Source organism: Pseudarthrobacter sulfonivorans, assembly GCF_014712225.1.
In the GTDB taxonomy this organism is placed as follows: Bacteria; Actinomycetota; Actinomycetes; order Actinomycetales; family Micrococcaceae; genus Arthrobacter; species Arthrobacter sulfonivorans.
Genome location: NZ_JACXBW010000001.1, coordinates 112,585 through 129,385 on the forward strand (window position 1 = coordinate 112,585; position 16,801 = coordinate 129,385).

At 66.2% G+C, this 16,801-nt stretch carries 18 protein-coding genes; 10 read left to right on the forward strand and 8 right to left on the reverse strand.

Translation table 11 applies throughout. The features are described 5' to 3' along the window. Positions 1 to 81: 81 nt before the first annotated feature. The 7 genes from mshD (at position 82) to asd (ending at position 7,375) form a co-directional block, all read left to right on the forward strand. A complete protein-coding gene (gene mshD / locus IAQ70_RS00560) occupies positions 82 to 1,053 on the forward strand; it encodes a mycothiol synthase (RefSeq protein ID WP_190987353.1) in 972 nt (323 codons plus the stop codon). A 149-nt stretch (positions 1,054 to 1,202) separates the two neighbouring features. Further along, on the forward strand, positions 1,203 to 3,452 hold the full coding sequence (locus IAQ70_RS00565; protein WP_190987354.1) for an RNA degradosome polyphosphate kinase: 2,250 nt from the start codon (positions 1,203 to 1,205) through the stop codon (positions 3,450 to 3,452). Positions 3,453 to 3,460: 8 nt separating this feature from the next. Further along, a complete protein-coding gene (locus IAQ70_RS00570; protein WP_190987673.1) occupies positions 3,461 to 4,429 on the forward strand; it encodes an NUDIX hydrolase in 969 nt (322 codons plus the stop codon). A 122-nt stretch (positions 4,430 to 4,551) separates the two neighbouring features. Then, positions 4,552 to 5,355 (forward strand): thymidylate synthase, encoded by an 804-nt coding sequence (locus tag IAQ70_RS00575; RefSeq protein ID WP_190987355.1) that lies wholly within the window; start codon positions 4,552 to 4,554, stop codon positions 5,353 to 5,355. Next, a complete protein-coding gene (locus IAQ70_RS00580) occupies positions 5,352 to 5,936 on the forward strand; it encodes a dihydrofolate reductase (protein WP_190987356.1) in 585 nt (194 codons plus the stop codon). Before IAQ70_RS00575 ends, IAQ70_RS00580 begins: the two co-directional genes overlap by 4 nt. Position 5,937: 1 nt before the next feature. Continuing rightward, on the forward strand, positions 5,938 to 6,156 hold the full coding sequence (locus IAQ70_RS00585; RefSeq protein ID WP_190987357.1) for an NF038396 family protein: 219 nt from the start codon (positions 5,938 to 5,940) through the stop codon (positions 6,154 to 6,156). Positions 6,157 to 6,244: 88 nt separating this feature from the next. After that, on the forward strand, positions 6,245 to 7,375 hold the full coding sequence (gene asd, locus IAQ70_RS00590; RefSeq protein ID WP_190987358.1) for an aspartate-semialdehyde dehydrogenase: 1,131 nt from the start codon (positions 6,245 to 6,247) through the stop codon (positions 7,373 to 7,375). Positions 7,376 to 7,459: 84 nt separating this feature from the next. Here the strand turns inward: asd and IAQ70_RS00595 are convergent, their stop codons facing one another. Together IAQ70_RS00595 and IAQ70_RS00600 are read right to left on the reverse strand one after the other, a co-directional pair. After that, entirely contained in the window at positions 7,460 to 8,437 is a 978-nt protein-coding gene (locus IAQ70_RS00595; RefSeq protein WP_190987359.1) for a type IV toxin-antitoxin system AbiEi family antitoxin domain-containing protein, read from the reverse strand. Between the two features lie 199 nt (positions 8,438 to 8,636). Next, positions 8,637 to 9,734: a winged helix DNA-binding domain-containing protein gene (locus tag IAQ70_RS00600; RefSeq protein WP_190987360.1), complete on the reverse strand. Its 1,098-nt coding sequence runs from the start codon at positions 9,732 to 9,734 to the stop codon at positions 8,637 to 8,639. A gap of 37 nt (positions 9,735 to 9,771) precedes the next feature. Here IAQ70_RS00600 and IAQ70_RS00605 point away from each other — a divergent pair, with 37 nt between their 5' ends. Beyond that, positions 9,772 to 10,284 carry a hypothetical protein gene (locus IAQ70_RS00605; RefSeq protein WP_190987361.1) on the forward strand — a complete coding sequence of 171 codons (513 nt, stop codon included), beginning with the start codon at positions 9,772 to 9,774 and terminating at the stop codon, positions 10,282 to 10,284. Positions 10,285 to 10,314: 30 nt separating this feature from the next. On the opposite strand, the gene IAQ70_RS00610 is transcribed toward IAQ70_RS00605, so the two are convergent. From IAQ70_RS00610 to IAQ70_RS00620, 3 genes are read right to left on the reverse strand one after another with little or no spacing between them, the layout of a single operon-like run. Next, on the reverse strand, positions 10,315 to 11,382 hold the full coding sequence (locus tag IAQ70_RS00610; protein WP_190987362.1) for a UDP-N-acetylmuramate dehydrogenase: 1,068 nt from the start codon (positions 11,380 to 11,382) through the stop codon (positions 10,315 to 10,317). 10 nt (positions 11,383 to 11,392) lie between these two features. After that, on the reverse strand, positions 11,393 to 11,830 hold the full coding sequence (locus IAQ70_RS00615) for a MaoC family dehydratase (RefSeq protein ID WP_190987363.1): 438 nt from the start codon (positions 11,828 to 11,830) through the stop codon (positions 11,393 to 11,395). 2 nt (positions 11,831 to 11,832) lie between these two features. Next, on the reverse strand, positions 11,833 to 12,300 hold the full coding sequence (locus IAQ70_RS00620; protein WP_190987364.1) for an FAS1-like dehydratase domain-containing protein: 468 nt from the start codon (positions 12,298 to 12,300) through the stop codon (positions 11,833 to 11,835). 108 nt (positions 12,301 to 12,408) lie between these two features. On the opposite strand from IAQ70_RS00620, the gene IAQ70_RS00625 reads away from it, so the two are divergent. Both IAQ70_RS00625 and IAQ70_RS00630 read left to right on the forward strand, forming a co-directional pair. Next, entirely contained in the window at positions 12,409 to 12,789 is a 381-nt protein-coding gene (locus tag IAQ70_RS00625) for an ArsR/SmtB family transcription factor (RefSeq protein ID WP_190987365.1), read from the forward strand. Then, positions 12,786 to 14,462 carry a SulP family inorganic anion transporter gene (locus IAQ70_RS00630; protein ID WP_317983542.1) on the forward strand — a complete coding sequence of 559 codons (1,677 nt, stop codon included), beginning with the start codon at positions 12,786 to 12,788 and terminating at the stop codon, positions 14,460 to 14,462. The genes IAQ70_RS00625 and IAQ70_RS00630 overlap by 4 nt, the downstream gene beginning before the upstream one ends. 10 nt (positions 14,463 to 14,472) lie before the next feature. Here IAQ70_RS00630 and IAQ70_RS00635 read toward each other — a convergent pair whose 3' ends face one another. The 3 genes from IAQ70_RS00635 to IAQ70_RS00645 all read right to left on the reverse strand — a co-directional run bounded on the left by IAQ70_RS00635 (position 14,473) and on the right by IAQ70_RS00645 (position 16,793). Beyond that, positions 14,473 to 14,697 carry a DUF3188 domain-containing protein gene (locus IAQ70_RS00635; RefSeq protein WP_190987366.1) on the reverse strand — a complete coding sequence of 75 codons (225 nt, stop codon included), beginning with the start codon at positions 14,695 to 14,697 and terminating at the stop codon, positions 14,473 to 14,475. A 124-nt stretch (positions 14,698 to 14,821) separates the two neighbouring features. Then, entirely contained in the window at positions 14,822 to 15,685 is an 864-nt protein-coding gene (locus IAQ70_RS00640; protein WP_190987367.1) for an HpcH/HpaI aldolase/citrate lyase family protein, read from the reverse strand. A gap of 166 nt (positions 15,686 to 15,851) precedes the next feature. Continuing rightward, a complete protein-coding gene (locus IAQ70_RS00645; RefSeq protein ID WP_190987368.1) occupies positions 15,852 to 16,793 on the reverse strand; it encodes an aldo/keto reductase in 942 nt (313 codons plus the stop codon). Between the last annotated feature and the right edge of the window lie 8 nt (positions 16,794 to 16,801).

Below are 16,801 nucleotides of genomic sequence, written 5' to 3' on the forward strand. Positions count from 1 at the left end.
GGGTGAGGTACCGACTATACGTAACTGCCGGGGCACCATCAAATCGGGGCACGTTCCAGTCCGGACGTATAGCCTAGCCTCATGAGTCCTGCGCACCCGGAAAAATGGCCCGTCCTCGTTGTCCACGGCGGTGTGGACGAGCAATTGCAGAAGGATTGCCTGGGGCTCCTCGCCGCCGCCGAGGAATCCGACGGCAACCCTTCGCTTTCCGAGCAGACAGTGGTAACACTCCGCGCCGGGGATTCCGCCGAGCACTCGCTCCTGACCCTGGCCCTTTACGCCCCGGACGAGGACTCAGACCCTTCCTCCGGCCAGGACCTGGCCGGGTTCGCGGTGGTGGTGGAGGAAGCCGACGGCAGCGGCGTGCTGGAGATTGCAGTCCACCCCAGCTACCGCAACCAGGGCGTGGCGGACCGTCTGGTAGGTGCATTGAAGTCCGAGCGGGGTTTGGACGGCCTGAAGGCGTGGTCGCACGGCAACCACGAGGCGGCAGCGGACCTTGCCGCCCGTTACGGCTACGGTCCGGTGCGGGAGCTCTGGAAGATGAGGCTGACCACCGCCACCGCTGAACTGCCCGACGTCGGCCTTCCGGACGGCGTTACGCTCCGCGCCTTCGTGCCGGGCAGGGATGAGGACGGATGGCTTGCAGCGAACCGCACCGCCTTCGCCCATCACCCGGAACAGGGTTCGCTGACCCGTGCGGACCTCGATGCCCGGATGGCCGAGGACTGGTTTGATCCCGCCGGCTTCCTGCTTGCCGTGGACGCGGAGGGCCAACTGCTGGGTTTCCACTGGACCAAGGTCCACCCACGGCACGGCGCGCACCCGGCGATCGGTGAAGTGTATGCGGTGGGAGTCACCCCGGCCGCGCAGGGCAGGGGCCTGGGCAAAGCGCTCACTGTTGCCGGGATCAGGTACCTGCAGGGCCTGGGGCTGCACGCCGTCATGCTGTACACGGACGCGGACAACGCGCCGGCCGTCGCCCTCTACCGTGGCCTGGGTTTCACGCGCTGGGACATGGACGTCCAGTACGGGCCTCTGACCACGGCTTAGGTTCGCCTCGGGTGAGTTATCCCACTCGCCGGACGAAAGGCCCCCGCTTGCCGTAAGTACAGGGTCCGCGGACCCTGTTTGATTGTAAGGTTGGTAGGGAACCGCGCCGGCCGTGGGCCAGCATCAAGCGCCAGGTAAGAGGAGACACCATGAAACCGGAACCCGCGGGAACAGCCACGTCCAAGGGCGCTTCAGCGCCCGCGCGGGCCCGTTTCGGCTCATCCGAAGTACCGGCTTCGCGCGCCACGCAGGACCGGATCGACATTCCGGAGTTTGCGCCCAACCTCGTGCCCGAAGGCGACATCCGGCCCGACCGTTTCCTTGACCGCGAGCTGAGCTGGCTTGCCTTCAACTCCCGGGTCCTGGAGTTGGCCGAAGACCCGAACCTCCACCTGCTGGAGCGCGTCGCCTTCCTCTCCATCTTCGCGTCCAACCTGGACGAATTCTTCATGGTCCGGGTGGCCGGGCTCAAGCGGCGTATCGCCACCGGCCTCGCGGTGCCCTCCCCCGCCGGCCTCAGCCCGGTGGAGGTCCTCGAAAAGATTGGCGACGAAGCCCACCGCCTCCAGCAGCGCCATGCCCAGGTCTACGCCGAACAGATCCGGCCGGCACTGGCCTACGAGCACATCCACCTGATGCACTGGGACGAACTGGACGATGCCGCCAAGCAGCAGCTCAGCGCGATGTTCGCCGAAAAGGTCTTCCCCATCCTGACGCCGCTTGCCGTCGATCCGGCGCATCCCTTCCCTTACATCTCGGGACTCTCGCTGAACCTCGCCGTGGTGGTGCGCAACCCCGTCAGCGACAAGGAACTCTTTGCCCGCCTTAAGGTTCCGGACCAGCTTCCCCGCCTGATTTCCATCGACGGTCCCCGCGCCGGTGCCATTGCCGGGCGCGTGGCACGCTTCATCGCGCTCGAAGAGGTCATCGCCGTCCACCTGGACAAGCTTTTCGCCGGCATGGAGGTCCTCGAGCACCATATCTTCCGCGTTACCCGCAACGAGGACCTGGAAGTCGAAGAGGACGACGCCGAGAACCTGCTGCAGGCGCTCGAAAAGGAACTGCTGCGCCGCCGTTTCGGCCCGCCCGTCCGCCTTGAGGTCAGCAATGACATCAACCCGAACATCCGAGCGCTGCTGATCCGCGAACTCGGAGTGGAGGAGTCCGAGGTCTATTCGCTTCCCGCGCCGCTTGACCTCCGCGGGCTGTCCGTCATTGCCGGCATCGACCGTGCAGACCTCCATTATCCGAAGCACATGCCGCACACGTCCCGGTTCCTCAACGAGTCCGAGACATCCAAGGCCGCCAACGTTTTCTCGGCCATGCGCCGCCGCGACATCCTGCTCCACCACCCCTATGACTCCTTCTCCACATCGGTGCAGGCGTTCCTGGAACAGGCCGCAGCGGACCCCAAGGTCCAGGCGATCAAGCAGACCCTGTACCGGACTTCGGGAGACTCCCCCATTGTTGACGCCCTGATCGACGCGGCCGAGTCGGGCAAGCAGGTGCTGGCGCTGGTGGAGATCAAGGCCCGTTTCGATGAGCAGGCCAACATTTCCTGGGCCCGCAAGCTCGAGCAGGCCGGCGTCCACGTGGTGTACGGCATTGTGGGATTGAAAACGCACTGCAAGCTGTCGCTCGTGGTACGGCAGGAAGTGGACGGGCTCCGCCGCTACTGCCACATCGGCACCGGCAACTACCACCCCCGCACCGCCCGCTACTACGAGGATCTTGGCCTGCTGACCGCCAACGAGCAGGTGGGCGAGGACCTGTCCAAGCTGTTCAACCAGCTTTCCGGCTACGCGCCCAAATCCACGTTCAAGCGCCTGCTTGTGGCTCCCCGCTCTGTCCGGTCCGGCCTGATTGACCGGATCGAGACCGAAATCCGCAACGCCCGTGCCGGGCTGGCCGCAAGGGTGCAGATCAAGGTCAACTCTATGGTGGATGAGGCCATCATCGATTCCCTCTACCGCGCCTCCCAGGCAGGCGTGAAGGTGGACGTCATTGTGCGCGGCATCTGCTCGCTGCGTCCGGGGGTGCCCGGCCTCAGCGAGAACATCACGGTTCGTTCCGTGCTGGGCCGCTTCCTTGAGCACTCCCGGGTATTCGCCTTCGCCAACGGCGGGGACCCCGTGGTCTACATCGGCTCGGCCGACATGATGCACCGCAACCTGGACCGCAGGGTCGAGGCCCTGGTCCAACTGGCCAACCCGGACGACATCACCTACGTCCTTGACCTGCTGCGGCGGTACATGGACCCGGAGACTGCCAGCTGGCACCTGGACAACGAGGGCCTGTGGAACCGCCACCACATATCCGACGACGGCACGCCCCTTGAGGACATCCAGTCGTGGCTGTTGGCATCGCGTTACCGCCAGCGCAGCCTGAGCCGGCGGTAGGGCCGGCGTTGTCGAGCGACATCCTCGTAGCAGACCAGACAGACCACCCCGGCGAAGCGGTCGCGGTGGTTGCTGCCGGGGCCATTCCCTGGCGGGTCAACTCGAACGGCCTTGAGGTCCTCCTGATCCACCGGCCCCAGTACGACGACTGGTCCTGGCCCAAAGGCAAAATCGACGCCGGCGAGACGATTCCCGAGTGCGCCGCACGTGAGGTGCGCGAGGAGATCGGGCTGTCAGCGCCCCTGGGCATTCCCTTGCCGCCCATCCATTACCACGTGGCCTCCGGCCTCAAGGTGGTCCATTACTGGGCGGTCAAAGTCAACGGGGCCAAGCTCGTTCCGGACGGCAAGGAAGTGGACCGGGTAGTCTGGTGCGCCCCCCAAACCGCCGCCGGGCTGCTGACCAACCCGTCCGACGTCGTCCCTTTGGATCATCTGCGGGCCGCCCACAAAAACGACCAGCTCGACACGTGGCCGCTCATTGTGGTGCGCCACGCAAAGGCGAAGCCCCGCTCGTCCTGGACGAAGGCGGAGGGAGAGCGGCCCCTGGCGGCCACCGGCATGCGGCAGGCGCAGGCCGTCGGCCGGCTGCTGCAGGCCTGGCAGCCACCGCGTGTGGTCACGAGTCCCTGGCGGCGCTGCGTGTCCACGGTGGCGCCCTATTTGAGGGCGTCCGGTGCCAAGGTCAAGCTTGTCGATGCGCTGACGGAACACCGGCACGCCCGCACCCCCAAGAAAACGGCTGCCGTCATCGAGTCCCTCCTGGACAAGCAGCGGCCCGTGGCCCTGTGCACGCACCGGCCGGCGCTCCCCACCGTCCTGGCCCAGCTGGGCAAGAACATGCCGGGCCGCCTGCGGGCCCTCCTGCCGGACGCCGACCCGTACCTTTCCCCCGGGGAACTGGTGGTGTGCCACGTCGCCCTGGGCGACAAAAACCGCATCGTGGCAGTGGAACAGTTCAAGCCTTTTGACGACTAGTGGCACTGAGCCGGCGGACGTGGTTTGTGACACGGAGGCCGGCAAGAAGGTGATCGCCGGGATAGCTCCGGGCGTGGCAGTGCTTCGCCGCGCGCATCCGGCCGTCCCGGTAGACTTTAGCCGTGAGCATCCCGACGCCCTATGAAGACCTCCTGCGCGATGTCCTGGCCCATGGCACGCACAAATCCGACCGTACGGGCACCGGAACCACCAGTGTTTTCGGCCGCCAGATCCGCTTCGACCTGGCCAAAAGCTTCCCGCTGATCACCACCAAGCGGGTGCATTTCAAGTCCGTGGCGGTTGAACTCCTGTGGTTCCTGCGGGGCGAATCGAACGTGAAATGGATGCAGGACCAGGGTGTGACCATCTGGAACGAGTGGGCCGACGCCGAAGGCGAACTCGGCCCGGTTTACGGCGTCCAGTGGCGCAGCTGGCCCACCCCTGATGGCGGCCACATTGACCAGATCGCCGAGCTGGTGGAGAACCTGAAGTCCAACCCGGATTCGCGCCGGCACATCGTCTCCGCCTGGAACGTCTCCGAGCTTAAGGACATGGCGCTGCCTCCGTGCCACGCGTTCTTCCAGTTCTACGTGGCGGACGGCAAACTGTCCTGCCAGCTGTACCAGCGCTCGGCCGACATGTTCCTGGGCGTGCCCTTCAACATTGCCTCCTACGCCCTGTTGACCTGCATGATCGCGCAGCAGGTTGGGCTCGAGCCCGGCGAGTTCGTTTGGACCGGAGGCGACGTCCACATTTACGAGAACCACATGGACCAGGTCCTCAAGCAGCTGGACCGGGAGCCGTATGAGTACCCGCAGCTGAAGATCACCCGGAAGCCGGCGTCGATCTTCGACTACACACTGGACGACTTCGACGTGGTGGGCTACCAGCACCACCCCACGATTAAGGCACCGATCGCCGTATGAGCACCGAAAACACTGCAGACCCGCAATCCTTCACCGAGGACCTCGCCGGTACCGTCAGCGGCGTCGGCCTGGTGTGGGCGCAAACCTCCGGCGGCGTGATCGGCAAAGACGGCGACATGCCGTGGGACCTGCCCGAAGACATGAAGCACTTCACCCGGCTCACCACGGGGCACCCGGTGATCATGGGCCGCAAGACATGGCTGTCTTTCCCGGAGAAGTACCGTCCGCTGCCTGGCCGCACGAACATTGTGATCACCCGGCAGAAAAACTGGGGCGGATCACCAGAGGCGGAGGGCGCCGTCGTGGTTCCTTCCCTTGATGACGCGCTCCTGGAGTCCCAGTTTGTCGACGGCGGCGAGACCGTCTGGATCCTGGGCGGCGGCGAAGTGTTCCGGCAGTCCACTGAACTCGCCAACGTTGCGGTGGTCACCACCATCGATGTGGAGGCCGACGGCGACACGTACGCTCCCGAGCTCGACGAGACCTGGGAGGCGGCCGCCGCTGTCCCGCCGGACGGGTGGCTGACGGCAGCGAACGGGACACGCTACAGATTTACCAAATGGGTGAGGACGCAGGGCTGAGATGTTGAAAAAACCGGAAACACTGTTTGTGCTGGGCTACATGCTCCTGCCGCTGCTCGCGCTGCTCTCTGCCATTGTTGGCCTCACCATGATCCTGGGCGGCAACAAGATCGCCGGTGCCATCGTGCTGGTCGTGGTGACGCAGGCCTTCGCGTTTGGTGCCTTCTTCGCGCTGCGCGCCCGGAAGGCTGCCGTGCTGGAGGAAAACAACCGGAGTTGACGGAAGTTTGTCCGGGGGAATCAGCGCGAACCGGTAGCCGTGACGTAACCGACTGCGCAGGGCCGGTTCCGAAGTCTAAACTGTACGAATGACTACAGCAGCTACCCCCTCCGTCGGCCTGGTCGGATGGCGCGGCATGGTCGGCTCCGTCCTGATGCAGCGCATGCAGGACGAGGGCGACTTCGCCAACCTCAACCCGGTGTTCTTCTCCACCTCCAACGCAGGAGGTGCCGCCCCGTCGTTCGCTGACGGTGCCGGCAAGCTCGAGGACGCGTTCGACGTCGATACCCTGGCGAAGCTGCCCATTATTGTCACCGCCCAGGGCGGCGACTACACCAAGCGCGTGCACACCGAGCTGCGCGGCCGCGGCTGGGACGGCCTCTGGATTGACGCCGCCTCCACGCTGCGCATGAACGACGACTCGATCATCGTGCTGGACCCGATCAACCGCGACGTCATCGACAAGGGCCTGGTCAACGGCACCAAGGACTTCATCGGCGGCAACTGCACCGTGTCCTGCATGCTGATGGGCCTGGGCGGGCTGTTCAAGAACGGCCTCGTCGAATGGGGCACCTCCATGACCTACCAGGCGGCCTCCGGCGGCGGCGCCCGGCACATGCGCGAGCTGCTCAGCCAGTTCGGCACGCTCAACGCCGAGGTCAGCTCGGAACTGGACGACCCGGCGTCGGCCATCCTCGAAATCGACCGCAAGGTCCTGGCCCACCAGCGTACGGACATCGACGCCACCCAGTTCGGCGTGCCGCTGGCAGGCTCCCTGATCCCCTGGATCGACGCGGACCTGGGCAACGGACAGTCCAAGGAAGAGTGGAAGGCCGGGGTTGAGACCAACAAGATCCTGGGCACCTCGGATGAAAACCGGATCATCATGGACGGCCTGTGCATCCGCATCGGTGCCATGCGCTCCCACTCGCAGGCTCTGACGCTCAAGCTCCGCGAGGAGCTCTCCGTGGCCGAGATCGAAACCCTCCTTGCCGATGACAACGAGTGGGCCAAGGTCATCCCCAACACCAAGGAGGACTCCATGGCCGGCCTGACCCCGGTGGCCGCTTCCGGCACGCTGGAGATCCCGGTGGGCCGTATCCGGAAGATGGAAATGGGTCCGGAGTACATCAGCGCGTTCACCGTGGGCGACCAGCTCCTCTGGGGCGCCGCCGAGCCGCTGCGCCGCATGCTCAACATCGCCACCGGGAACCTGTAGCCTTCCCGCCCCCTGAGAGCGGCCCTGACCCGCAGGAGCGGTGCTACCCAGCACCGCCCGTGCGGGTCGGGGCCGCTTTCGCGTCTAACGAGCAAGAACTTGGCCACGCAGAATCCGGGACCGGTCCATTATGGTCGCGATGCGCCGGCACAGTTCTCCAGGATGGGCCAGGTGATTCCATTCAACGCGGAGTACCAGCCATCCTTCTTCGATCAGCGCATTCTCACGGCTTCGCTCGGCGAGTAGCACCTCGTCGGTCGGTTTGTAATCGGTGTACTTCCCCCTGCCATCAAACTCGATCACCACTCGGGACTCAGGATCCGCGAAGTCTGCCCTGAAGCGGCCCAGGGCGGTCGGGATCTCAAATTGTGGAATGAACATGGTCAGCCCAAGAGACCGGAGCAATAGCCGCGTGCGGGTCTCCCCCACCGATTCTGACCGACCATCGAGGACCGCCAGGAGATCCAGCGCCCGGCGGCTGCCGCGCTTGACCGGGCTCTCTTCCAACAGACGGCGCATACTGTCAATCCGGGCACCCTTGCACAGTGCGTGGTCGCCGATCACCGCGGCCTGTTCCAGCGGAAGGATACGAGCGCAATCCAGGACTGTGCGTTCGATGCTGGTGGTCAGGATCTCTCTGCCGTCCGGGCCCCACAGCGTTGAAAGGTCCCCGGGCTGCAGGTCCATCCGATGCGTCCGCACGTTCCTGCCTGAGCTCTTCCTTGTGTTGGCATAGTCGGTGGTGACGTGGACCAGTGGCCCTACGTCCCAGACGTGACAGCTGTGCAATCTGGCCGCGCTGACGTGGCTGTAACGGGAGAGCCCGCCGGTCGACAGGAAATGGGCTTGGATCTTCAAGGCGTCCCTAGTCCAGGGCTTGGCGACTTTCCAGTCGGTAGTCCGGATATAGGCTCCGCGGCGAAGCCTCAAGAGGATCCCGCTTCGGATGGCTGCCGTCAGCACCCGTTCTTCCAGTCCGGCCGCGCCCAACTGTCGGGTGGAGGCCATTGGGAACACCGGCCACCGTGCGTCCAAGAGCAATTGCAGCTTGTCGCTATTCATGATCCAAGGCTCTCGGACCAGCCACAACAACGGCAGGTTCCGGCAACGTTATGTGGACAACTCTGCGGCCGGCGTACGCCCGCCTCCGCTTCCGGCTGGCTTCTGCGGCCCTGGCCCGCAAAAGCGTTGCTGGCCAGCACCGCTCAAGCGGGGCCGGGCCGCTCTTGCGGGTCCGGGGCCGGATGAGGCGCGCGCGGCCTCAGTGATCCAGGAAGCTGAGGTACTGTTCGGCGGCCTTGTCGAACGCCGCCTGCGCGCCGGCACCGAGGGACCGGGTTCCGTCGAAGAATTCGGGCACGACGGCGGCGCTCCGGCTGGTCCCGGCACGCGCCCAGGTGCCAACCACCTCTCCCCCGGCCACGATGGTCTTCTTGAATACACCGTTGCCGCCGGGAACGATTCTGTTGGCATGCTCCGGCGCCAGCACCAGGCTCCGGTCCTGGTAGCCCAGCAGGAACTCGTCAAAACCGGGCAGAAGGAGCACCGACCGCTGCCCGGGCACACCGTCGTCGAGCAGTGATGCGGTCTTCGGCGACATCCAATAGCTGGCATGGCCGAATTCCAGCTCGACCAGCTGGCCCCGGACCTGTTCAAAAGCTGACCGCACTTCGGTCAGCGGGATCTGGGTCCACCACGCAAAGTCGCGGAGCGTGGCCGGGCCGTGGCTGCGGAAGTAGCGAAGCATAAACTCGGCGATCGCGTCCTGCCGCTCAAGGACCCTCGATTCCGGGATCCACTCATCGAACGCCGCCAACAGCTGCTGGTTACCGGCGAGCGGACCCTGGACCAGCCACGCATGCCGGCACAGCGTCCCCAGGATGTGGATCCCGCGCTGGCCGGTGGTGGGCTGCCCGGCAGCCTCAAACACTGAAAAAAGCTCGCTGCGGCTGAGAGATCCGCCCCCGACCACTCGTTCCAAGGCCACGTCGCGGCACTTTTCGATGTCCGCCCAAGTGATGTCCAGTTCCCGGTGCCGGCCGGCGACCACCCGGTGAAGCCGCTCCGCCGTGAGGCCCAGCATCCAGCGCAGGTCCTCCGGAGCCACCAGGTGGAGCGTGCCACGCATCGGCCAGGAGCGGACCACGCTGCCATCCTCCAGGGCGGCCCGGACATCCGCGAGCCCTGCCCCGGGAACCCGGAGGCCGATGGCCATGAGTGACGCCTGCAGGTCCTGCGCCTGGGTGGCCGTCATCCAGCGGACAGCCGCCGGGACTGAGGCCAGCCCGGGACCGAGCAGCCCTTGGGAAGCAAGCCGGAGCCGGCCCATGACGTTGCGGGTGACGCGGGTGGCGGCCATGCCCTCATCCTAGATGCTGTCCAGATAGGGTAGGACCATGACTTTGGGGAGTTTGTGGCAGTTGTTCGAACGTGAAACAAAGGGCTGGATGGTGGGAGGGACCGTCGCGGTCCTGGCGGGCGTGACCATCGGGCTCGCCCCAACTCTGGGACTCGGGGAGGGCGGATTCGCGGACGCCGGGTCCCCGGCCCAAGGCAGCATGGAACTCCTTTTGCCCTCGCTGTTCCTGTCGTTGGGTGGAGGGTACGCCGTCCTGTTTCCCGGGTTGCGGGCAGGCGGCGATGTTCACCTTCTCCGCGATTGGAAGGTGTCGCCACTCAGTGGCAGGCTCCTCTGGGCCCTCTCCCTCGCCACCGCGACGGCGGGTCTGATGGCCTGCATCCTCGCCGCCGCGACGCATTCGGCCCTTCCAGTGGCGCTGGTCTGGCTGTTCATGGGCCCGTTCCTGGCGCTCAGCGGCTGGGCCGCCGCACTCATGGGGACAGCGGCGGCCGTCCGGCGGACAGACGCTACAGACGCGCACGGAGCCCTGGCCACGCAGTCCTGCTGACTTACCGCTCTGCCTGCTGTCCTGCTGACTTTAAAGCGTCAGCCCGATCAGCAGCGGTTCCGGGTGCAGTTCAATGCCAAAACGTTCGACGACGCCGTCCCGCACCTCGCGTGCGATGGCCAGCATGTCCTTGGCGCTGGCTGAGCCCCGGTTGGTGATGGCCAGCGTGTGCTTGGTGGACAGCGACGCGCGCCCGCCGGAGGCGCTGTCCGGTTCCAGGCCGTAGCCCTTGCCGAACCCGGCCTGTTCGATCAGCCAGGCAGCAGAGAGTTTGACCATGCCGTCCACACCGGCGGGGTACTGCGGCGCGTTGTCCGGCAGCCCTGCAGCCACGTCCGCGGGAACAACCGGATTGGTGAAGAAGGAGCCGGTGGAATAGGTGTCCCGGTCCGCAGGGTCCAGCACCATGCCCTTGGACGCGCGCAGGCGGAGCACTTCGCGCCGGACGTCGTCGGAGTAGGCACGTTTGCCGGGTTCAACACCCAGGGAACGGGCCAGCTCCGCGTAGCGGATGGGCGCACTCATCCGGCCCAGAGGCAGCTGGAATTCGACGGTCAGCACGACGTAGCGGGGCGACCCCTCCACGGTGGTCTGCTTCAGGATGGAATCCCGGTAGCCGAACTTCAGCTCCGAGTTGGTGAAGGTCTGGACCGCGTTTCGATGCCGGTCCCAGGTGCGGACCGCGGCGATGGTCTGAGATACATCCGAACCGTAGGCGCCGACGTTCTGCACAGGAGTGGCACCTGTTGCACCGGGGATGCCGGAGAGTGCCTCGATGCCGGACCAAGCGTGCAGTACGGCATGCTCAACCAGGGCATCCCAGTTGTGGCCCGCCTGGACCACCACGGCCACACCGCCGCAGGAGTCCTCCGCGCTGACGGTGAAACCCTCCGAGGCGATACTGACCACGGTGCCGGGGAACCCGTCGTCGGAAATCAGGAGGTTGGAGCCGCCCCCGATGATCAGGACCTGCTCCCCCGCGGCGTCGGCCGTGCGGACGGCGTCGATGATCTCCGCCTCGTTCCGGGCTTCAACATACTTGCCGGCGGGACCCCCGACGGCGGCCGTGGTTAGGGCAGAAAGCAATTTCAGGCTCACAGCTTCACCCCTAGGACAGCCTGACGACGGCCTGGGCCTTCATCAGCACTTTTTGCCCTGCCGAAACCACGGTGAGGTCAACGCGTGCGGTGCCCGCCTCGGCGTCGAGCTTTCCGATGGCGCCGCTGACCTCGATAGTGGCCCCGGGCTCGTCGGTTCCGGTGGTGTCCGTGACCAGGACCGGCTTGGTGAAGCGCGTCTGGAAGTCGACGACGGCGGCGGGGTCGCCTGCCCAGTCGGTTACGAGCTGCACTGCGGCACCCATGGTGAACATGCCGTGGGCGATCACGCCGGGCAGTTCCACGCCGGTGGCGAAGGCCTCGTTCCAGTGGATGGGGTTGAAGTCGCCGGACGCGCCGGCGTACTTGACCAGGTCGGTGCGGGTGACCTCGATGGTACGGCTGCCGATGTCCTGGCCGGCGCTGAGTTCGTGGAAGCTGGGGCTCATGGTTACTGTCCCTCTCCGCGGACGAGGATGGATGAGGTGGCGGTGGCGACGGGCTCGCGTGAATCGCTGCCGCCGTCGGTCAGGGCAAAAATTTCCTGGCGCGTGGTGATCATGGCACCGCCGCCCATGGCGCGGACGCCGTCAACGTGCAGTTCCGCCACCAGCCGGTCGCCGGCGACGATGGGGCGGTGGTGGATGAAGCGCTGGTCGGCGTGGACTACGCGGGTGAAATCGATGCCGGCATCCGGGTCCTCGATCAGCTGGGCGTCGGCGCGCTGGGCGATGATGATGGCGAACGTGGGCGGCGCCACCAGGTCGGCGTGGCCCAGGGCCTTGGCGGCCTCGACGTCGAAGTGGGCGGGGTGCGTTGCCTTGACGGCGCGGGCGAACTCGCGGATTTTCTCGCGGCCGACGTCGTACACCTCTGCGGCAGGGTAGCTGCGGCCCTGCAGGTCCGGATTGATAGTCATGGCCTCAAGCCTATCGTTCCGGGCAGCCGTCGGGGTCTTGCCATCCCTTGATATGATGAATTCATCATTCCATCAAGTGACCTGCTTGCAGGATCAGGAGCGCTCCCGATGTTGACTCCCGCCCAGGCTCCGCTGTACGAGATCAAGGCCAACCTCTTCAAGGCATTGGCCCACCCCGCTCGGATCCGAATCCTCGAACTGCTGTCTGCCGCCCCGCAAAACACCGCACCCGTCAGCTACCTTCTTGCGGAGACAGGGCTGGAGGCCTCCCACCTCTCCCAGCACCTGTCGACGCTGCGCAGGCACAAAGTGGTGACATCGGTGCGGAGCGCCAACGCAGTGACCTACAGCCTGGCCCACCCGGGCATTTCGCAGCTGTTGGCCATCGCGCGCACCTTCCTGCTGGACAGCCTCGCCGACTCCAACGAACAGCTCCGGCTGGCGCGGCAGCTGCCGGCCGGGCATTTGCCCGCGGAGTCCGCCTCGTGAGCACCGGGCTGCGTTCCGGTTCTCTGGCACTTGCCCGCTTCCTGCCGTCCCGGGCGGACTACGCCGGGCTCCGGCACTCCTGGCGGACGGACGTATTCGCTGGTATCACGGTGGGCATCGTGGCTTTGCCGCTGGCACTGGCATTCGGGGTCAGCTCCGGGGTGGGCGCGGAGGCGGGACTCATTACAGCGATCGTGGCCGGACTGGTTGCCGCCGTCATGGGCGGCTCCCACGTCCAGGTCTCGGGACCAACAGGGGCCATGGTGGTGGTCCTCGCGCCGGTGGTGGCGGTGCACGGAACCGGCAGCGTAGCCCTGGTGTCACTGATGGCCGGACTGATGGTCTGCGCGCTCGGCATTAGCGGCCTGGGGAAGACCGTGGCCTTCATTCCCTGGCCCGTGGTGGAAGGCTTCACCCTCGGAATCGCCGCCATCATCTTCCTCCAGCAGGTTCCCCTGGCCACCGGTACGGCCGGGACCCCGGGACACAACACGCTGCTCGCGGCCATCGAGGCGGCGTCCGGGGCAGCGGCGCCCACCGTCCTGCTGACCCTCGCGCTCGTGGCGGGGGTCGCCGTTGTGATGGTCCTGGTCCAGAAGTATTTCCCGGCACTGCCGGCGAGCCTGCTCGCGGTACTACTTGCGACGGCGGCTGCCGAACTTCTGCGGCTGGACGTGCCCCGGATCGGCGCGCTGCCGCACTCCCTGCCCTCGCCCTCATTGCCCGCCATGGACCTTGCGTCCGTTGGCGCGCTGGCGATGCCCGCCGTCGCCATCGCAGCCCTCGCTGCCATCGAATCCCTGCTTTCTGCGCGCGTGGCAGGCGGAATGGCCGGGCCGGACGGAACTCCGAGCGGCCCCTACAGCCCGGACCGGGAGCTCACGGGTCAGGGCCTGGCATCCATCGCCGCCGGCTTGTTCGGCGGAATGCCCGCCACCGGCGCCATCGCCAGGACCGCCGTGAATGTGCGCTCCGGCGCGAAGACCCGACTGTCCGCCGTTGTGCATGCCGTGGTGTTGCTGGCCATTGTGTATCTGGCGGCCGGACTGGTGGGCAGCATTCCGCTCGCGGCCCTCGGCGGCGTGCTGATGGTCACCGCGGCGCGGATGGTGTCCCGGCGCACGGTTGCCGCCATCCTTCGCTCAACCCGCTCGGATGCGGCGGTCTTTGTCCTCACGGCCATCATCACCGTGGCGTTCGACCTGATCGTGGCGATCCAGATCGGGCTGGCCGCGGCGGCACTTTTCACGCTGCGGAAATTCGCGTCGCTGAGCAGTGTGCAGCGTGAGGAGATTGCCGGACCGGCCGCTGACGGCGATGACCACATTGCCGTCTTCCGGCTCGATGGTGCCATGTTCTTCGGTGCCGCCGAACGCATCCTCCAGGAGATCAGCCAGGTCAGGGACGTCCAGGTGGCCATCATCAGGCTCTCCCAGCTACGGATGCTTGACGCCACGGGCGCCCACGCACTCGTAGAGGTGATCTCCGCCTTGGAACTGCGCGGCATCACGGTGCTCCTGAAGGGAGTCCGGCCGGACCATCTTGCCCTGGTGACCAATGTCGGCGTGATCCGTTCGCTGCGCCACCACAAGCATCTGTTCGAGGACCTGCCGGCTGCCGTGGAGCATGCCCGCAGCCATGTGCGCCGGAACGCGGCAGCAGCTACCGCGTGAGGTTCCCTCGCTACCGCTTGAGGTTCTTCCGGATCGCCTGGCCCCGGACCACGATGCCGACGATGTGCAGGACCAGGCCCAGCCCGATGACCGGCAGTGACGCTGTGGCCAGGCCTTGGTTACCGGACGTGTTGCCGATCAGGTTCAGGATGATTCCGACGCCGATCAGCCCCATGGCGCAGAAGACGGTGACCTTGTAGGCGGTGGGCGCGGTGTTCCAGAATTCGTTCAGCACCGTCCAATTCTAGCGAGCATTCAGGACAGGGACTGCCGGGGCACCGTCCCAAAAGACCCCGTGAACCAGATAGCGCGTATCGGTCACGGGGCCTCCTGTCCTGTCTTGGGACGTGGCGGAGGCGTCAGAGCGCCGGCTGCACCCCAAAGGCAATTGCGAGCTTCATGATTTTTTCGGCGCGGCCGAGGCGGGGCAGGTCTGAGCCGTCGCGGATGACGCGGCCGTTGGCTTCGAAGTCGTTCATGAAGTCGGTGGCCCAGGCGACGTCGGACGGCGTGGGGCTGATGACCTCGTTGATGACCGGGGTCTGGTCGATGGCCAGGCAGAGCTTGCCGGTCATGCCCATCATCACGGTGATGCCGGTCTGCTCGCGCAGGATCGGGTGGTTCGTGCCGACCGTGGGGCCGTCGATGGGGCCCGGCAGGTTCCCGACGCGGCTGGCGACGACGAGCTTGGCGCGCGGGTAGGCCATGGCCTCGGCGGTGGCGGCCATGCCGGTGTCGCGGCGGAAGTCGCCGGAACCGAAGGCCAGGCGGAACGCTCCCTGGGCCTTGGCAATGTTGTTGGCTTCCTCGATGCCCACGGCGGATTCCACGAGCGGGATGACGGGCGTCTTGCCGTCCATCCGGTGGAAGCTTTCGGTCACCTGGTCTGCGGACTCGGTCTTGGCGAGCATCACGCCGAGCAGGCCCGGGGTGCCGCGCAGTCCGGCGAGGTCGTCGGCCCAGAACGGGCTGGTGGCATCGTTGATGCGGACCCAGGCCTTGCCGCCGCCGGTCAGCCAGTCAATGACATGTCCGCGCGCCTGGTCCTTCTGGGACGGGTCCACCGCGTCTTCAATGTCCAGGATGATCGAGTCAGCGCGGGAAGCAGCCGACTGGTCGAACAGTTCGGTTTTCATCGCGTTGACCAAAAGCCAGGAACGGGCGATTTCAGCTGGGATGTTGCGCTCGGGCCGTACGGTCTCCGTGGCGGTGATTGACGTCATGCTTCTACCGTATCTGGCCGGGCCCTGCGAGCGCTAAGCAGGAATGCCATACGTGATGACCAATACGAACAGTACCGGCCTCAGGTGCTCGGCGGGACGCGAATGTAGGTAGCAGCAAGTGTCGCTATGGGCTCTCAAAACGACACTTACTGCTACCTAGTTGGGGTTACGGGAGGTTGCCGCCGCGCGCCGCGATCCAGAGCCCGTACCAGTCGGCACGGGTCATGGCGTCAGCTACCCGGGCGGCATCAGCACACGCGGCGATCCGCGCCCGATTCACGGTGCCGATCACGGGTGTGATGCCGGCCGGGTGCTTCATCAGCCAGCCCAGGAGGACGGACTCCCCCGTGGTGCCGTATTTGCCGGCGAGCTCCCGGACGAGGACCGCGGTGGAAGTCTCGGCCGTCGTCGGGTCTTCCGGGCCGGCACCGGTGTACAGCCCCCGTGCCAGCGCGCCGTATGCCTGCAGGGTGACACCGTTGCTGGTGCAGTATTCCAGTGTGCCGTGCGGAAAGCTGTAGTCCAGCAAGTCCGCATGGTTCACCAGGACCTGGCTCTCCAACCAGGCACGCTTCAGCAGGCTCATCTCCAGCTGGTTGGCCACCACGGGCGCCTCCAGCCGGTCCTGCAGCGCGTGGATCTGCGCGCCGGACATATTGGACACGCCCACCTGCCGCACTTTGCCTTCGGCGAGCAACTGCCCGACGGCGGCCGCCACCTCCGCCAGGTCCGTCAGGGGGTCGGGGCGGTGCAGCAGGAGCACGTCCACATAGTCCGTCTGCAACCGTTTCAGGCTGCCGGCCACCCGCTCCAGAATGGATTCCCGGCTCAGGTCGTAGTGTGTGGCAAGCCCGCGCTCATTGAGCCGGATCCCGCACTTGGTCTGCAGCCGGATCCGGCTGCGCAGGCCGGGCGTAGCGGCAAGCACTTCACCGAAGACGGCCTCGGACTTGCCGCTCCGGTAGATGTCCGCGTGATCGAACAGCGTGATCCCTGCAGCCAGGGCAGCCTCGACGGCGGCAGCGGCCTCGTCCACATGGTCAGTGCCATGCGGCTCGTCGGACCAGCTGCCGCCCAGGCCCATGCAGCCGTAGATGAGCTCCTGCATCAGGCGGA